The 14,338-nt window shown below is 39.3% G+C and carries 12 protein-coding genes, 1 tRNA gene and 3 pseudogenes; 11 read left to right on the top strand and 5 right to left on the bottom strand.

The features are described 5' to 3' along the window. From ACX27_RS12450 to ACX27_RS12460, 3 genes are all read right to left on the bottom strand, one after another. On the bottom strand, positions 1–402 hold a 402-nt coding region (locus ACX27_RS12450), incomplete at its 3' end, for a helix-turn-helix domain-containing protein (protein ID WP_062292692.1). Between the two features lie 57 nt (positions 403–459). After that, positions 460–1,110 carry an aspartoacylase gene (locus ACX27_RS12455; RefSeq protein WP_235526609.1) on the bottom strand — a complete coding sequence of 217 codons (651 nt, stop codon included), beginning with the start codon at positions 1,108–1,110 and terminating at the stop codon, positions 460–462. A gap of 95 nt (positions 1,111–1,205) precedes the next feature. Next, complete coding sequence (locus tag ACX27_RS12460) at positions 1,206–1,949, bottom strand: hypothetical protein (protein ID WP_062292695.1); 744 nt, start codon at positions 1,947–1,949, stop codon at positions 1,206–1,208. A 116-nt stretch (positions 1,950–2,065) separates the two neighbouring features. Between ACX27_RS12460 and hemE the strand changes: the two genes are divergently transcribed. The 4 genes and pseudogenes from hemE to ACX27_RS12475 all read left to right on the top strand — a co-directional run bounded on the left by hemE (position 2,066) and on the right by ACX27_RS12475 (position 4,661). Further along, positions 2,066–3,127, top strand: a complete 1,062-nt coding sequence (hemE, locus tag ACX27_RS12465; RefSeq protein ID WP_062292698.1) for a uroporphyrinogen decarboxylase — start codon at positions 2,066–2,068, stop codon at positions 3,125–3,127. Positions 3,128–3,210: 83 nt separating this feature from the next. After that, entirely contained in the window at positions 3,211–3,420 is a 210-nt protein-coding gene (locus tag ACX27_RS12470; RefSeq protein WP_062292702.1) for a type II toxin-antitoxin system HicB family antitoxin, read from the top strand. A 102-nt stretch (positions 3,421–3,522) separates the two neighbouring features. Continuing rightward, a pseudogene (locus tag ACX27_RS33730) lies at positions 3,523–3,648 on the top strand (type II toxin-antitoxin system HicA family toxin); the annotation flags it as partial. A gap of 56 nt (positions 3,649–3,704) precedes the next feature. Then, entirely contained in the window at positions 3,705–4,661 is a 957-nt protein-coding gene (locus ACX27_RS12475; RefSeq protein ID WP_062292705.1) for an NAD-dependent epimerase/dehydratase family protein, read from the top strand. A gap of 123 nt (positions 4,662–4,784) precedes the next feature. On the opposite strand, the gene ACX27_RS12480 is transcribed toward ACX27_RS12475, so the two are convergent. Further along, the gene (locus ACX27_RS12480) at positions 4,785–5,393 is read right to left on the bottom strand and encodes a Uma2 family endonuclease (RefSeq protein WP_062292708.1); all 609 of its coding nucleotides are present in this window, start codon (positions 5,391–5,393) and stop codon (positions 4,785–4,787) included. A 185-nt stretch (positions 5,394–5,578) separates the two neighbouring features. Here ACX27_RS12480 and ACX27_RS12485 point away from each other — a divergent pair, with 185 nt between their 5' ends. Both ACX27_RS12485 and ACX27_RS12490 read left to right on the top strand, forming a co-directional pair. Continuing rightward, positions 5,579–7,165, top strand: a complete 1,587-nt coding sequence (locus tag ACX27_RS12485; RefSeq protein WP_062292711.1) for a B12-binding domain-containing radical SAM protein — start codon at positions 5,579–5,581, stop codon at positions 7,163–7,165. Positions 7,166–7,249: 84 nt separating this feature from the next. Continuing rightward, positions 7,250–7,816 carry a Uma2 family endonuclease gene (locus ACX27_RS12490; protein WP_062292716.1) on the top strand — a complete coding sequence of 189 codons (567 nt, stop codon included), beginning with the start codon at positions 7,250–7,252 and terminating at the stop codon, positions 7,814–7,816. 197 nt (positions 7,817–8,013) lie between these two features. Here ACX27_RS12490 and ACX27_RS12495 read toward each other — a convergent pair. Beyond that, positions 8,014–8,085: transfer RNA gene (locus ACX27_RS12495), tRNA-Thr, on the bottom strand. Positions 8,086–8,481: 396 nt separating this feature from the next. Here ACX27_RS12495 and argF point away from each other — a divergent pair. The 5 genes and pseudogenes from argF to ACX27_RS12515 all read left to right on the top strand — a co-directional run bounded on the left by argF (position 8,482) and on the right by ACX27_RS12515 (position 14,289). Continuing rightward, on the top strand, positions 8,482–9,402 hold the full coding sequence (gene argF, locus ACX27_RS12500; protein WP_062292719.1) for an ornithine carbamoyltransferase: 921 nt from the start codon (positions 8,482–8,484) through the stop codon (positions 9,400–9,402). A 144-nt stretch (positions 9,403–9,546) separates the two neighbouring features. Then, positions 9,547–10,152, top strand: coding sequence for a transcriptional repressor LexA (gene lexA, locus ACX27_RS12505; RefSeq protein ID WP_062292723.1), 606 nt, complete (start codon positions 9,547–9,549; stop codon positions 10,150–10,152). A gap of 98 nt (positions 10,153–10,250) precedes the next feature. Continuing rightward, positions 10,251–11,727 (top strand): annotated as a pseudogene (locus ACX27_RS12510) (DNA phosphorothioation system restriction enzyme). A gap of 317 nt (positions 11,728–12,044) precedes the next feature. Beyond that, on the top strand, positions 12,045–12,218 hold the full coding sequence (locus ACX27_RS32855) for a hypothetical protein (protein WP_190589295.1): 174 nt from the start codon (positions 12,045–12,047) through the stop codon (positions 12,216–12,218). Next, positions 12,215–14,289 (top strand): annotated as a pseudogene (locus ACX27_RS12515) (AAA family ATPase). Before ACX27_RS32855 ends, ACX27_RS12515 begins: the two are co-directional and overlap by 4 nt. Positions 14,290–14,338 lie beyond the last annotated feature (49 nt).

Genomic DNA, 14,338 nt, shown 5'->3' on the forward strand with positions numbered 1-14,338 from the left:
TTTCCAACTTATTCCTGCTGCTTTAAACAAATCGTAGTAACTTTTTTTCGTTTCGTAAACTACATCGTATTCAAAAGCTAGTTTATACTCTAATTCTCCTATTTCCCAATAATCCTTTGTTTGAAGCCAACTCAATACTTCCTCTCGCTGCTCATTACTCAAATAGCTTTTTCTTCCTTTATAATTTAGTCTTAGACCATCAACACCATTCTCCTCATATACTTGTTTCCAACCTGTTATTGAACCAAGTGAAACACCAAGAATTTTCTTGATTTCCTCATATAAGTAACCTTGATAAACCAGCTTTACTGCTAATCCTTTTCTCGCTTCACGGGCATTTATATTTTGAACTATAAATTCCTCTAGTTCAGCGATCGCCTGCTGCAAGTGCTGATTCAGCATTGTTCTTCCTTATACTTATTACCTGTCTCCGTATTATCTCTTGTTTTTTTTCAAAAATCAAATATGATTCCTATATTGATAAAATGTAAGTCTATTATTTTCTTGTTGAGCTAAACCTTGATTGTAACTTTCTATATAGTCTAAAACTTGATAAATTAAGGCTTCAGTTTTTTGGAATAACTCAGCATTTAAAACACCTTGGGCTACAGGCCCTACTTCAATGGCAAAACCCAATTCAGATATAGAGCAAAGATAATTAGAGTCTCTTGTTGGTTGAGAATAACAAATTTTTACCTCAGGATTAATTACACTTAATTTAGTAGCTAATTGCAGTAAAAATGGATGTTGACTTTTTAAAATAATAGTTAGCTGCATATTCGCAGTTGAGCTATGTAAATCAATAAGAACCTGCTGCTTATTTTTACTCTCTTCTTTTAGCAAATAATAAATATTTTTTGCCAGAATATCTTCATAACTGGCAAGTTGCGAATTTTGTAAGTCTGCTTTGGCAAAACAACGATTTAAATCTTTATCGATATAACGTCTAGCTGCTGCAAAGGCTTTCGGATTACTCAAGAATACACGAGTATCAAAACTAGAACGCTGAATCAGGTTGGGAAACTGCTCAAACTTTTTACCCAGATATATTCCTGTAAATTCATTGCCATGTGTGCCAGTAGCAATAACTACTGAATTGATATTGCCCATAGTTTTAAAGATTGTTTGGAGTGATACCCTTTTGTTGTACAAACATGATCTTGGGTTTCACTGCGTTACACCCAATCTACAAGTATACTTTGATATTAACCAGCCTGAGTTTGACGTTGTAACCGTCTTTTTAAACTACACAAACCAATAGCTGGTACAACTCCTAAAATAATTGCTGTGAATCCTTGTTGACTGCCATATAATATCGCTTCCGGCATAAAGTTTTGCATCAATGATAGCAACCAAACCAACAAACTAACTAACAAAAAAGCAACTGATGGCACAAAATTCCACCACCAAGATTTGATTGTGTAACGGCGTATAACTAACCATTGCAATAGTCCCATCCAAATGCCTGAAAAAATATAAGCAATTGTTGATAAAAATCCAAAGATAATTGCTAACTCAGGAGATAAAGTTTCATTAAGAGAATTAGCAATTGAGGCAATATAATTAATCCAGGCTGTCGCTACACAATCAGCAGTTAACCAACCAATAGTAGTTGCAATTATCCATCGCCAACCAGAAAGATAACGACGCATAACTAATGCTTGGTCGGTAGCAAAAACCACAGCAAACACAATATTACTGAGTAATTTTATGCCATAACCCCATGTTTGCATTTCTAAAGAGCCAGATGCAGCTAGAATTTGTGTGAGCAGTCTTTCTACAGCCAGACTAAAAACGCCACCCACCACCCAACCTAAAATTGTCATAAAAGTAAACAATACACAAAACTTACGTCGTTGGCTGGGGGGTATAAATAATTTGCCTGATGGAGAATTGCTATTAGTAGCTGCAACATTAGAAGGATTTGGATTATTAGAATCGGTTTGCATATTAAGTTAAGTAAAGCTAAGACTTGGGCTTTTCAAGCAAGCCTTCTGAAAAAGCGTAATCTCAGAATGATAAGCTAAACATTGACATAACAAAGTGACTTAGGATGAAGTGTTAAATGGGTGTTTCCTCAACGGCCCCTCATCTCCTGCGGGCTGCTCGTGGTGAAATAGTAGATCGTCCCCCCGTATGGATGATGCGACAAGCGGGACGATATATGAAGGCGTACCGAGACTTAAGGGAAAAGTATCCTTCATTTCGCGATCGCTCCGAAATTCCCGAAGTAGCGATTGAAGTATCCCTGCAACCTTGGAAAGCCTTCCAGCCGGACGGAGTGATTTTATTTTCCGACATTGTAACTCCATTGCCTGGTTTGGGCATTGATATGGACATTGCGGAAGGTAAAGGGCCAATCATTCATTCGCCCATTCGCACTCAAGCACAAATTGATAGCCTGCATGATTTAGATCCAGAGGCGGCTCTACCGTTTATTAAACCCATCTTGCAGGCATTACGCCAAGAAGTGGGCAATAAATCAACAGTATTAGGCTTCGTCGGTGCGCCGTGGACGTTAGCTGCTTACGCAGTGGAAGGAAAAGGTTCTAAAACCTATTCCATCATCAAAAACTTGGCCTTCTCAGACCCGGCAATTCTACACCAACTGCTGACAAAATTGGCAGATGCGATCGCAATTTATGCCCGTTACCAAATTGACTGCGGCGCTCAAGTAGTGCAAATGTTCGATTCTTGGGCAGGACAATTAAGCCCCCAAGATTACGATACCTTTGCTCTGCCTTATCAAAGACGGGTATTCCAGCAAGTCAAACAAACCCACCCCGACACCCCATTAATTCTTTTGGTTAGCGGTAGTGCAGGTGTGTTGGAAAGAATGGCTCAATCTGGTGCGGATATTGTTACAGTTGATTGGGCAGTAGACATGGCAGATGCTCGCGCCAGATTAGGCAAGCACGTAAAAGTGCAAGGTAATCTTGATCCTGGTGTACTCTATGGTTCCAAAGAGTTCATCCGCGATCGCATTTATGATACCGTTCGCAAAGCTGGCAATTGGGGTCATATCCTCAACCTTGGTCATGGTGTACTCCCAGATACCCCCGAAGAAAACGTCGCTTTCTTCTTTGAAACAGCCAAGCAACTCAGCACAGCAGCACTGGTGAGTTAACTACTTTTGTGTCTTTGTGGTAACAATTTTTGAACCACAAAGACATAATAATTGCATTGCTGAGACAGAAAAATTTATTTTTTATGAGAACTTTTACAGCCATCATAGAACGTGATCCTGACACAAATCTATATGTTGGGTACGTTCCTGGTTTTCCTGGAGCGCATTCTCAAGGTGAAACATTAGATGAGTTAAACGAAAATTTGCGTGAAGTAATTGAGATGCTGCTAGAAGATGAAAATTTAGCTTTTGATGCCGAGTTTGTCGGTACACAGCAAATTGTAATTCGATAAATCATGAGCAAAATTCCCGTTCTCAAACCTCAAGAAGTTGTTAGGATTCTGGAAAATTTTGGCTTTTTTGAGGTGCGTCAGAAGAGTTAACACAAACAATTCCGTCATTCGGATGGACGAGGTACAACAGTTCCATTTCACAAAGGTAAAGACATATCACCAAGGTTACTAAGACAAATTGCTATTGATATTAATTTGACAATTGAAGAAATGTTAGAGGCAAGATAAGCTCTAGCGCGGAACAATTAATCTTATTTTTAAATCTTAAATTCAAAAAACTTATTATGAGTCAGAAAAGAATTTTAGTCACAGGTGCAAGTGGCTGCATTGGTCATTACATCTCAGAAACATTAATTCAAAATACTAATCACGAGCTATTTTTACTAGTTAGAAACCCCAATAAACTGCAAGTTAATACACAATTCCGTCCAGGTGTTACCGTCTTGCAAGGCGATATGCAAGATATTAAACACTTTGCAGATTTGTTATCTACAATTGATGTCGCAGTGTTAACAGCAACAGCCTGGGGTGGAGAGAATACTTACGACATTAATGTCAACAAAACATTAGAGTTGCTAATTTTATTAGATCCAGAACGTTGCCAACAGGTAATTTATTTTTCAACTGCTAGTGTGTTAGATAACAAAAACCAACCTCTGAAAGAAGCAGGCGAAATTGGCACAGATTATATCGGTTCTAAATATCAATGCTTGCATGAAAAAGAAAAACTAGTGATCGCACCTAAAATTACCACAGTTTTTCCTACCTTAGTTTTAGGCGGTGATGCCAACAAACCCTATTCACACCTGACATCTGGCATTCAAGAAGTTACAAAATATATTAATTTAATTCGCTTTTTACAAGCAGACGGTAGTTTTCACTTTATCCACGGACAAGATATTGCAACAGTTGTAGAATATTTAATTGAAAATCCACCCCAAACCCAGGAACAACGCAAATTAGTTTTAGGTCAAACAGGGTTATACGTTAATCAAGCAATTGAAGAAGTTTGTGATTATCTAGGGAAAAAAATTTATTTTCGTATCCCTCTATCTATATCATTAGCTAATTTGATTATTGCCGTGTTCCGTATTCAAATGGCAGCTTGGGATAGATTCTGCATGAATTATCGTCATTTTACATATAAAAATGCTGTTAATCCAGCAAGTTTTGGCTTACCAAATTATTGTGCAACCATGAGTGATGTGTTGAAAATTAGCGGTGTGCCGAGGAAAAAATGAATTGCGGCTTTGCATAATTGGGAGAGAAAATTTATTAAATTAAACTTTTAAAACTCTTCTTCTTTGTGCCTTTGTGCCTCCGCGTGAGGTAAATCACCCCGCGTTTACGCAACGCAATTATGTTCAATCCCACACCCGACGCAAATTCAACAAAAAACCCGGTAAAACTCCTTCACCCAACAACTCAGCCGGATTTTCCAACACTTCCACCGCTGAATTTGGGCGATAAATTTCTACCCGTCGCTGCTGCGGATCGATTAACCAACCGAGTTTCGCGCCATTATCGATGTACTCCCGCATTTTCTCTTGCAGAGTTTTGAGAGTATCCGAACTAGAGCGCAATTCAACTACAAAATCCGGGCAGATATTAGCAAAAGTTCCTTTTTGTTCTGGAGTAAGGGCTTGCCAACCTTCTTGGCTTACCCAAGAAGCATCAGGAGAACGAATCGCACCATTTTGTAGGACAAAACCAGTTGAGGAGTCAAAAGCTTGACCTGGTTCACCTGCATTACGCCACCATAAATACAATTCTCCCGCAATATTCCAATTGCGTTTCCCTGTTTCCCAACCTGTTGGCGGATTCACGATTAATTCTCCTTTTGCAGTTCTTTCTAGTCTCAAGTCTCGGTTAGCGGCGGCTAATGCGGCGAACTGTTCTGGGGTGACGTATAAAGTAACGGTTTTAGGTAACTCAATCAATAAGTTTTCTGGGTTAGCAGGTATCTGTACCATCTTGACCTCTTACTTACATCATCAAGCATCGAGAGGCATCATATTTTTAAAATCAGACACAATATTGTCTAGTTAATAATTGCACAGACAAAACCTTTAACGGTAAGCTAAAGCCAATATAAAGTCAATAAGTAATTATTTCCGCTAGAGTGGGATAACAATCAAAGTGTGAGGTCTGCTACTACATGCGAGTTTTATTAGTTTATCCGATATTTCCTAAAACCTTTTGGTCTTATGAAAAGATTCTGGATTTAGTCGATCGCAAAGTTTTACTACCACCTTTGGGTTTAGTTACTGTAGCAGCAATTCTGCCCCAAGAATGGGAATTTAAACTGGTTGATCGCAATATTCGCCCTGCAACAGAAGCAGAATGGGAATGGGCAGATATAGTCATTTTCTCGGCGATGATTGTCCAGAAACAAGATTTATTGGAACAAATTCAAGAAGCAAAACGTCGCGGCAAGTTAGTTGCAGTTGGTGGCCCTTATCCAACTTCTACACCTTATGATGTCCAAAATGTTGGTGCAGATTTTCTGATTTTGGATGAAGGAGAAATCACTTTACCAATGTTTGTGGAAGCAATTCAAAGAGGTGAAAAATCTGGAACTTTCCGCACTTCAGAAAAACCTGATGTCACAACCACACCTGTACCCCGTTTTGATTTATTAGAATTAAATGCCTATGACATGATGTCGGTGCAATTTTCGCGCGGTTGTCCTTTCCAGTGCGAATTTTGCGACATTATTGTTCTATACGGACGTAAACCACGGACTAAAACCCCAGAACAATTATTAGCAGAGTTAGATTATCTCTATAAATTGGGTTGGCGGCGGGGTGTGTTCATGGTGGATGACAACTTTATCGGTAACAAGCGGAATGTGAAATTGTTGCTGAAAGAGTTAAAAGTCTGGATGGAGGAACACCAATATCCCTTTAAATTTGATACGGAAGCTTCTGTCGATTTAGCCCAAGACGAAGAATTATTGGAATTGATGGTTGAGTCTGGTTTCTCGGCGGTATTTTTGGGAATTGAAACCCCAGACGAAGATAGTTTACAACTCACCAAGAAATTTCAAAATACCCGTAGTTCTTTGACAGACGCAGTGCAAACCATCATCAAAGCTGGGTTGCGGCCAATGGCTGGGTTTATTATCGGGTTTGATGGTGAAAAAGCAGGCGCAGGCGATCGCATCGTCCGATTTGCCGAACAAGCCGGGATTCCCTCAACTACCTTCGCTATGTTACAAGCACTACCAAATACAGCACTGTGGCATCGGCTGAAAAAAGAAGGTAGATTGCGAGAAAATACAGAAAGTAACATCAACCAAACCACGTTGATGAACTTTATCCCCACCCGTCCTTTAGAAGAACTTGCCAGAGAATACGTTGAAGCTTTTTGTGCTTTATACGACCCCGTGAAATATTTAGACCGTACCTATCGCTGTTTTTTAATGTTAGGTTCGCCTAAGTGGAAAGCACCTTTTAAAATGCCATCATGGGTAGAACTCAAAGCATTGTTAATTGTAGTTTGGCGACAAGGAATTGTTAGGGAAACTCGGTGGAAATTCTGGCATCATTTGTTCAGTATTATCAAGCGTAACCCTGATGTATTTGCACATTATCTTTCGGTTTGCGCCCACAACGAACATTTTATCGAGTATCGCCAAATTGTCCGCGACCAAATTGAAAGCCAGTTAGCTGCTTATTTGGCACAAGGCGCAGAAAAACCTTATGTCCCCGTGGCAGAAAAAGCAGAGGCGATCGCTAGTTAAATTAAAGATAGGGAATAGGGAGTAGGGAATAAAAAAATATCCTCTCCCTAACTCCAAAATCTGAAATCCCAAATCCAAAATTGTATGACTTCCACTGCATCCGAAAAAGTCCGTTGGACAACTGCCGACTTAGAATTATTTCCTGACGATGGCAAGCGTTATGAGATAATCGATGGAGAATTATTTGTGACTAGAGCGCGTCAGTGGAAACACCAAAATGTTGGTGATAATGTTTGTACGCAGCTAAAACTGTGGTCTAGAGAAACAGGGTTAGGCAATGCGGCTACTGGTGTAGGAATTATTTTTACTGATGGTGATAATGTAATTCCTGATGTAGTTTGGGTGAGTAATGAGCGTTTATCAGAAATATTAGATGAGGCTGGACATTTAACAGGTGCGCCAGAATTAGTAATTGAAGTGCTTTCTCCTGGGGAAATCCAGAAGAAACGAGATAAGCAATTAAAACTAAAACTATACTCAGTTCAAGGTGTACAAGAATACTGGATTTTTGACCGCGAAAAAGAAACAGTAGAGATTTACCGTCGAGAAAATGGTGTTTTAAAATTAGCGGCTACTTTATATAAAGAAGATAATTTAACTAGTCCGCTTTTGCTAGGATTTAGTTGTGCTGTTAAAGTTTGTTTTAGTTAGCAATCGCCTGATAATCTCATACTGTACAGTGACTAATTATTAGTTATTCGACACTAGGGGTGGGTTGAAATAACATCATCCGAGTTAAAGTGAAACTCGGCTCAGTTTCAACGACCATCCCGGTTAGCGGCTAGAGATGATTTGAAAGAGCGTCAGAAAATGGCTCCGGCTCTTGAAAGTATTGATTTTTCAATTAAAGCCAGCAGCTGGATTTGAACCTGCGACCTTCCGATTACAAGTCGGATGCACTACCACTGTGCTATGCTGGCGTTGTAATTAAGCATCACCGATTTCTAATTATAGCACAGACTTAATGTTTGTCTAGAGGAAGCTGCAAAAAAATCCTTGATTTGATGGGTCGATAAAGTTGATAAATTAATATTCATAGCAAAAGCTAACTCAAAATCCTGGGCTGGACGCAAAAAGATTGAATACAGTGATTAACTGTATTTTTTTTGACACGGCTAGGTAAAGAAACAGCAATAGATGAAGGAGGCAAGAGGCAGAAGGCAGGAGGCAGAAGGTTTTTTGCAGAGGGGGATTCTGAATCTTCCTCAACAATAGTTACTGAACGGAAAGTTCAGTGGCGATCTTAAACCTTTCCTCATGCCTACTGCCCCCTAACTCCTGCCTTCAAAGATAATTGTTCTTTACAGATCAACAACATGGCAGTGTTAATCGGACGAGATATATTAAGTCTGGCGGACTTCAGTCCAACGGAACTTCAAGAAATTCTGCAATTGGCTGGGCAACTGAAATCTCAACAGCTAAAGTTGCGGTGTAATAAGGTGTTGGGTTTGTTGTTTTCTAAGGCTTCGACTCGCACGCGTGTGAGTTTTACGGTAGCTATGTATCAATTGGGTGGACAGGTAATTGATCTTCATCCTAATGTTACCCAAGTGAGTCGCGGCGAACCGATCCAAGATACAGCACGGGTGTTAGATAGATATTTAGATGTTTTGGCAATTCGGACTTTTGCCCAGGAAGATTTAGAAATTTTCGCTAACTATGCCAAAATTCCGGTAATTAATGCTTTGACTGATGCGGAACATCCTTGTCAGATATTGGCTGATTTATTGACAATTCAAGAATGTTTTGGGAAGTTGGCTGGTTTAACTTTGACTTATGTTGGTGATGGCAATAATGTGGCAAATTCTTTGATGCTGGGTTGTGCTTTGGCGGGGATGAATGTCAGGGTTGCTACTCCCAAAGGATTTGAACCTGATGCCAAAATTGTAGAACAAGCACGAGCGATCGCAGCTGGTAAAACTGAAGTTCTGCTAACTCATGACCCAGAATTAGCTGCTAAGGATGCCTCTGTACTTTACACTGATGTTTGGGCAAGTATGGGTCAAGAACAAGAAGCTGATGACCGAATGCCAATTTTTCAACCTTATCAAATTTCGGAACAATTGCTGAGTTTGGCTGATCAAGATGCTATTGTTTTACATTGTTTACCAGCCCATCGCGGTGAAGAAATTACCGAAGAAGTAATTGAAGGTTCACACTCACGAGTTTGGGATCAGGCTGAAAATCGTCTCCATGCACAAAAAGCCTTGTTGGCTAGTATTTTGGGGGCTGAGTGAACAGGAAAAATTAAAAAGATAAAAGGCAAAAGAAGTAAACTTTTTCTTTCTTTTGCCTTTTATTTTTTTATTTCATCTTGTTATCTGCAATTTTTTGTAGTACTAATGTTCTAGGGACATTTGTATTTACTGGCAATAATTATTATGGAACGACTAACAGAAGCGCAGCAAGAATTATATGAATGGTTGGCAGAATATATCCGACTTCACCAACATTCTCCTTCAATTCGCCAAATGATGCAAGCGATGAATTTGAAGTCGCCAGCACCAATTCAAAGTCGCTTAGAACATTTAAGAAATAAAGGCTACATTGAATGGACTGAAGGTAAAGCTCGCACAATTCGGATTTTACATCCAGCCAAGCAAGGTGTACCGATTTTAGGTAATATTGCGGCTGGTGGTTTAATTGAGCCTTTCACTGAGGCTGTAGATTATTTAGATTTCGGCAACTTTTCTTTACCGCCACAAACCTATGCTTTGCGGGTAACAGGCGACAGTATGATCGAAGATTTAATTGCTGATGGCGATGTGGTATTTTTGCGACCAGTCCCAGAACCAAATCAATTAAAAAATGGCACAATTGTCGCAGCGAGAGTTGATGGTTACGGTAATACATTAAAACGTTTTTACCGCAATGGCGATCGCGTTACTCTCCAACCTGCTAACCAAAAGTATAGCCCGATTGAAGTTTCGGCAATGCAGGTACAGGTGCAAGGTACTCTTGTTGGCGTTTGGCGTGGATATAACTGAAGGTAAAAGTAAAAAGTCAAAAGGCAAAAGAAAAAATTTTGACTTTTTACTTTTGACTTTGTATTAGGGTTCATCACCAGCTTTGTTTTTGATTTTTTATGTACCTGACGCAAAATTCAGTGCAGCAGCTACCCACTTTCCGGCTAAGAATACCGTTTGCTAGGGAAGGTAAGGGTAAGTACCATCATCAAGCACTACCAGGATGTCCCAGGATACCGTTATCTCTGCAATTGCGCCAGTATCAGCGCCAAGCTGTTACTAACTGGTTTGCGAATAATGGCAGAGGGACTTTAAAAATGGCGACTGGTAGTGGTAAAACTATCACTGCATTGGCGATCGCTTGTGAATTGTACCAGCAAATTAACTTACAAGTGCTGTTGGTGGTGTGTCCCTATCGTCATCTTGTTACCCAATGGGCGCGAGAATGCGAAAAGTTTAATTTACAACCGATATTAGCCTTTGAGAATGTCCGCAGTTGGCAAAGTCAACTTTCTACCCAACTTTACAATTTGCGTTCTGGTTCTCAAGGCTTTATCACCATCATTACTACCAACTCGACATTAATTGGTGAAGGCTTTCAATCGCAACTCAAGTACTTACCGCCAAAAACTTTAATTATTGGTGATGAAGCCCATAATTTAGGCGCACCCAAGTTAGAAGAAAGTTTACCACGGCGGGTTGGGTTGCGGTTGGCTTTGTCTGCCACACCAGAAAGATATTTTGATGATAGCGGTACGCAATCTTTATTTGATTATTTCGGCCCAGTGCTGCAACCAGAGTTTACATTGCGGGATGCGATCGCACGAAGGAGCTTTGGTACATTATTTGTATTATCCAATTTTGGTAGAGTTAACGGAAACCGAAAGCATTGCTTATTTAAAGTTAACTAAAAAAATCGGACGTTCTTTACTTTATCGAGAACGCAAAACTGAAAATTCACCCAATTTTGAAGATAACGAAGATTTAAAACCTTTATTAATGCAACGGGCGAGATTAATTGGTGCAGCCGCCAATAAATTAACTGCCTTACGGCAATTAATGGCAACACGCCGCGACACTACTCATACACTTTTTTATTGCAGTGATGGTTCATTGGAAACGGGACGTTCATCTCTACAACAACTCAAAGCCGTTGTGAAAATTCTGGGAGGAGATTTAGGCTATAAAGTTAGTACCTACACAGCCCAAACGCCGTTAACAGAAAGAGAAGTTTTACGCCGTCAATTTGAAAATGGCGAGTTACAAGGTTTAGTCGCCATTCGCTGTTTAGATGAGGGCGTTGATATTCCCGCAATTAAAACTGCGGTGATTTTATCGAGTTCGGGAAATCCTCGCCAATTTATTCAACGTCGGGGCAGAGTTTTACGCCCTCATCCAAGTAAGGAACGGGCGACTATTTACGATATGATTGTGCTGCCACCAGATTTAGACAGGGAAACCATAGAAGTTGAGCGCAATTTATTAAGAAAAGAACTACGGCGCTTTGTTGAATTTGCCGATTTAGCAGATAACGCTGGAGAAGCAAGAATGAAATTGTTAGATTTACAAAAACGCTATGGATTATTAGATGTTTAATCTGCCTGTGGTTAATTTTGTAAAATTTTGTTTGCTACCTGAAAATATCCCGGTGACTCATGGAATAATTAATATTAATAATAATGGGATAGTAGCGAAATTTTTTAAAGCAACAAACACTCCATTATGATCAATATTTAACATAAAATCAGTATATCAATAAATTCACCAAAATTAATTCCAATTTTGTCAAAAAATTTTAAAATTTTTCTCTCCATAATTACCCTAAATTAAAGATGTGAGTAAGAGTCAGATTGAGGATGTAAAATTATCAATCATCTCCGGGTAAAATAAAGCATAACTCATACAAAACCGAGATGTTGCCAGAGCAGAATATCGATGATGTGCAAGAGCCAATTACTAGCGCCTCGCCGGAAGTGCGGCAAATTATTGAGCGAGTCTGGAATCTTGAAAAAAGCAGACTAGATAAGAAAAGTAATAGCCCCATCAACGATGATATTTTGGCAATTGTCAAGGAAGCCGTACAATGAAGCTCACTTCCATTAAACTGTGTAACTTTCGCTCTTTTTATGGCAAAACACCAGAGATAGTTTTGGCTGGGGGTGATATTCTCAACACCACAATTATTCATGGTAATAATGGAGCGGGAAAAACCAGTTTACTGAATGCCTTTACCTGGGTACTATATGAGAAGTTTAGTGCTGCCTTTGCCTCGACAGAACAGTTGGTGAATAAGAGAGCGATCGCAGAAGCTAAAACTGGGCAATCGATAGAATGTTGGGTAGAAATTAACTGGGAGCATGAAGGTAAACGCTACAACGCTAAACGCCAGTGTCGCATATATAAAGATAAAACTGACTTGGAATCTCTCAAAACAGAATTATTAATGCAAGTCGCTGGGGATGATGGTAGATGGTATTTCCCGCTTCAGAAACCAGAAGAAATCATTGGGCAGATTTTACCCGCCAGTTTACATCAATATTTTTTTCTTCGATGGGGAACGCATTGAAGAAATAGTCCGTTCTGATAAAAAAGCAGAAATAGCTGAAGCTATCAAAATTTTCTTGGGTGTAGAGGTAATTAACCGTTCTATTAAACATCTTAGTGAAGCCAAAAAAAAGTTTAGAAAATGAATTAAAAACTATCGGTGACTCAGAAATTAAACAACTGCTTAAAGAACAAGACAAGCTAGAACAAGAAATTGCCCAGATAAACACTAGACAAACAGAAATTAAGCAAGAGTTAGAATATCAACAAAACTTTAAAAAAGAAACGGGAAATCGTTTACTCGAACTTAGCGCCGCTAAAGAACTGCAAGACAGACGACAAGAATTAGAAAACCAAAAAGCTGCTCATCAAGAATCATTGCGGCAAACCAGAGACGCACTCAAAAAAATCATTTCGGCACGCGGTTATACAATTCTGCTGTCAGACACGACACAGCAATTTCGGACAATTCTGCATGATTTGAAAGCACGCGGCGAATTAACATCAGGAATTTCAAGAGAATTTATCAATGAATTACTCAAAAGTAATCGCTGTATTTGTGGAACAGAATTAAATGCAGGTAGTCATCACCATACTCATGTAAACCATTGGTTAGAAAAGGCTGGTTCGTCGGTTGTAGAAGAAACAGCAATTCGGATGAGCGCCCAAGTTGATGAAATTGACAAGCAAGCCATAGCATTTTGGGAGGAAGTCGATAGAGAACAAACGAGAATTAATCAGTTACGCCAGAATATCTCACAAATTGAACTGGAATTAGACACGATTCAAGAACGGTTGCGTAAAGATGCGAATGAAGAAATTAGTAGTTTACAAAAACGCTTAGATGAAATTGAAAGTAAAATTGATGAATTAAACCGAGAACAAGGTGCAAATCAACAGCGAATTTCTCATTTAAAAACAGAGATTGATGCTTTAACCAAACAAATAGCCAAGCAAAAACTCAATGAAGAAAAGCAATTACTCGCCCAAAGACGCATCAACGCCACTCAAGACGCGATTGAAAGATTAACCGAAGTCAGAAATCGTCAAGAAAAACAATTTCGTTGGCAATTAGAAAAGCGATTGCAGGAAATATTCACCTCAATATCTTTTGCGCCGTATCTCCCAAAAATTAGCGAGAAATATGAACTCACTTTAGTAGAAAATACAACCGGAGTCGAATCACTTGTTGCTGCATCTACTGGAGAAAACCAAATTCTCAGTTTGTCTTTTATTGCCAGTATTATTGATAAAGTCCGCGAATGGAGTGAAAAGCGCAAAGTGTTAACTGTACCGAATAGCAGCACTTTTCCCATTGTGATGGATTCTCCTTTTGGGAGTTTAGACGAAAGTTATCGTCGCCGCATTGCTCAAACATTACCTGAGTTAGCAAATCAGTTAATTATTTTAGTGACGAAAACTCAATGGCGTGGAGAAGTAGAGCAAGAAATGGTCAATAGAATTGGTAGGGAATATGTACTGACTTATTATTCTTCCAAGCCTGATTGTGAGCAAGATTATATTGAGTTGGGTGAGGAAAGATATCCGCTAGTGAAGCAAAGTCCGAATGAGTTTGAATATACTGAGGTGATGATGGTTGAGCGTAATTGGTAGTATGAATTTGTTTCACGCAGAGACGCAGAGGCGCAGAGAGTGAGAATTT

The organism is Nostoc piscinale CENA21 (assembly GCF_001298445.1).
In the GTDB taxonomy this organism is placed as follows: Bacteria; Cyanobacteriota; Cyanobacteriia; order Cyanobacteriales; family Nostocaceae; genus Nostoc_B; species Nostoc_B piscinale_A.

Excerpts from the sequence above, each read along its gene's own strand:
- ACX27_RS12490 (WP_062292716.1), top strand. The coding sequence starts at position 7,250 with ATGACTTCCACTGCATCCGAAAAAGTCCGTTGGACAACTGCCGACTTA.
- ACX27_RS12480 (WP_062292708.1), bottom strand. The coding sequence starts at position 5,393 with ATGGTACAGATACCTGCTAACCCAGAAAACTTATTGATTGAGTTACCT.
- ACX27_RS12460 (WP_062292695.1), bottom strand. The coding sequence starts at position 1,949 with ATGCAAACCGATTCTAATAATCCAAATCCTTCTAATGTTGCAGCTACT.
- hemE (WP_062292698.1), top strand. The coding sequence starts at position 2,066 with ATGGGTGTTTCCTCAACGGCCCCTCATCTCCTGCGGGCTGCTCGTGGT.
- ACX27_RS12470 (WP_062292702.1), top strand. The coding sequence starts at position 3,211 with ATGAGAACTTTTACAGCCATCATAGAACGTGATCCTGACACAAATCTA.
- ACX27_RS12475 (WP_062292705.1), top strand. The coding sequence starts at position 3,705 with ATGAGTCAGAAAAGAATTTTAGTCACAGGTGCAAGTGGCTGCATTGGT.
- ACX27_RS12485 (WP_062292711.1), top strand. The coding sequence starts at position 5,579 with ATGCGAGTTTTATTAGTTTATCCGATATTTCCTAAAACCTTTTGGTCT.
- ACX27_RS32855 (WP_190589295.1), top strand. The coding sequence starts at position 12,045 with ATGTTGCCAGAGCAGAATATCGATGATGTGCAAGAGCCAATTACTAGC.
- lexA (WP_062292723.1), top strand. The coding sequence starts at position 9,547 with ATGGAACGACTAACAGAAGCGCAGCAAGAATTATATGAATGGTTGGCA.
- argF (WP_062292719.1), top strand. The coding sequence starts at position 8,482 with ATGGCAGTGTTAATCGGACGAGATATATTAAGTCTGGCGGACTTCAGT.
- ACX27_RS12455 (WP_235526609.1), bottom strand. The coding sequence starts at position 1,110 with ATGGGCAATATCAATTCAGTAGTTATTGCTACTGGCACACATGGCAAT.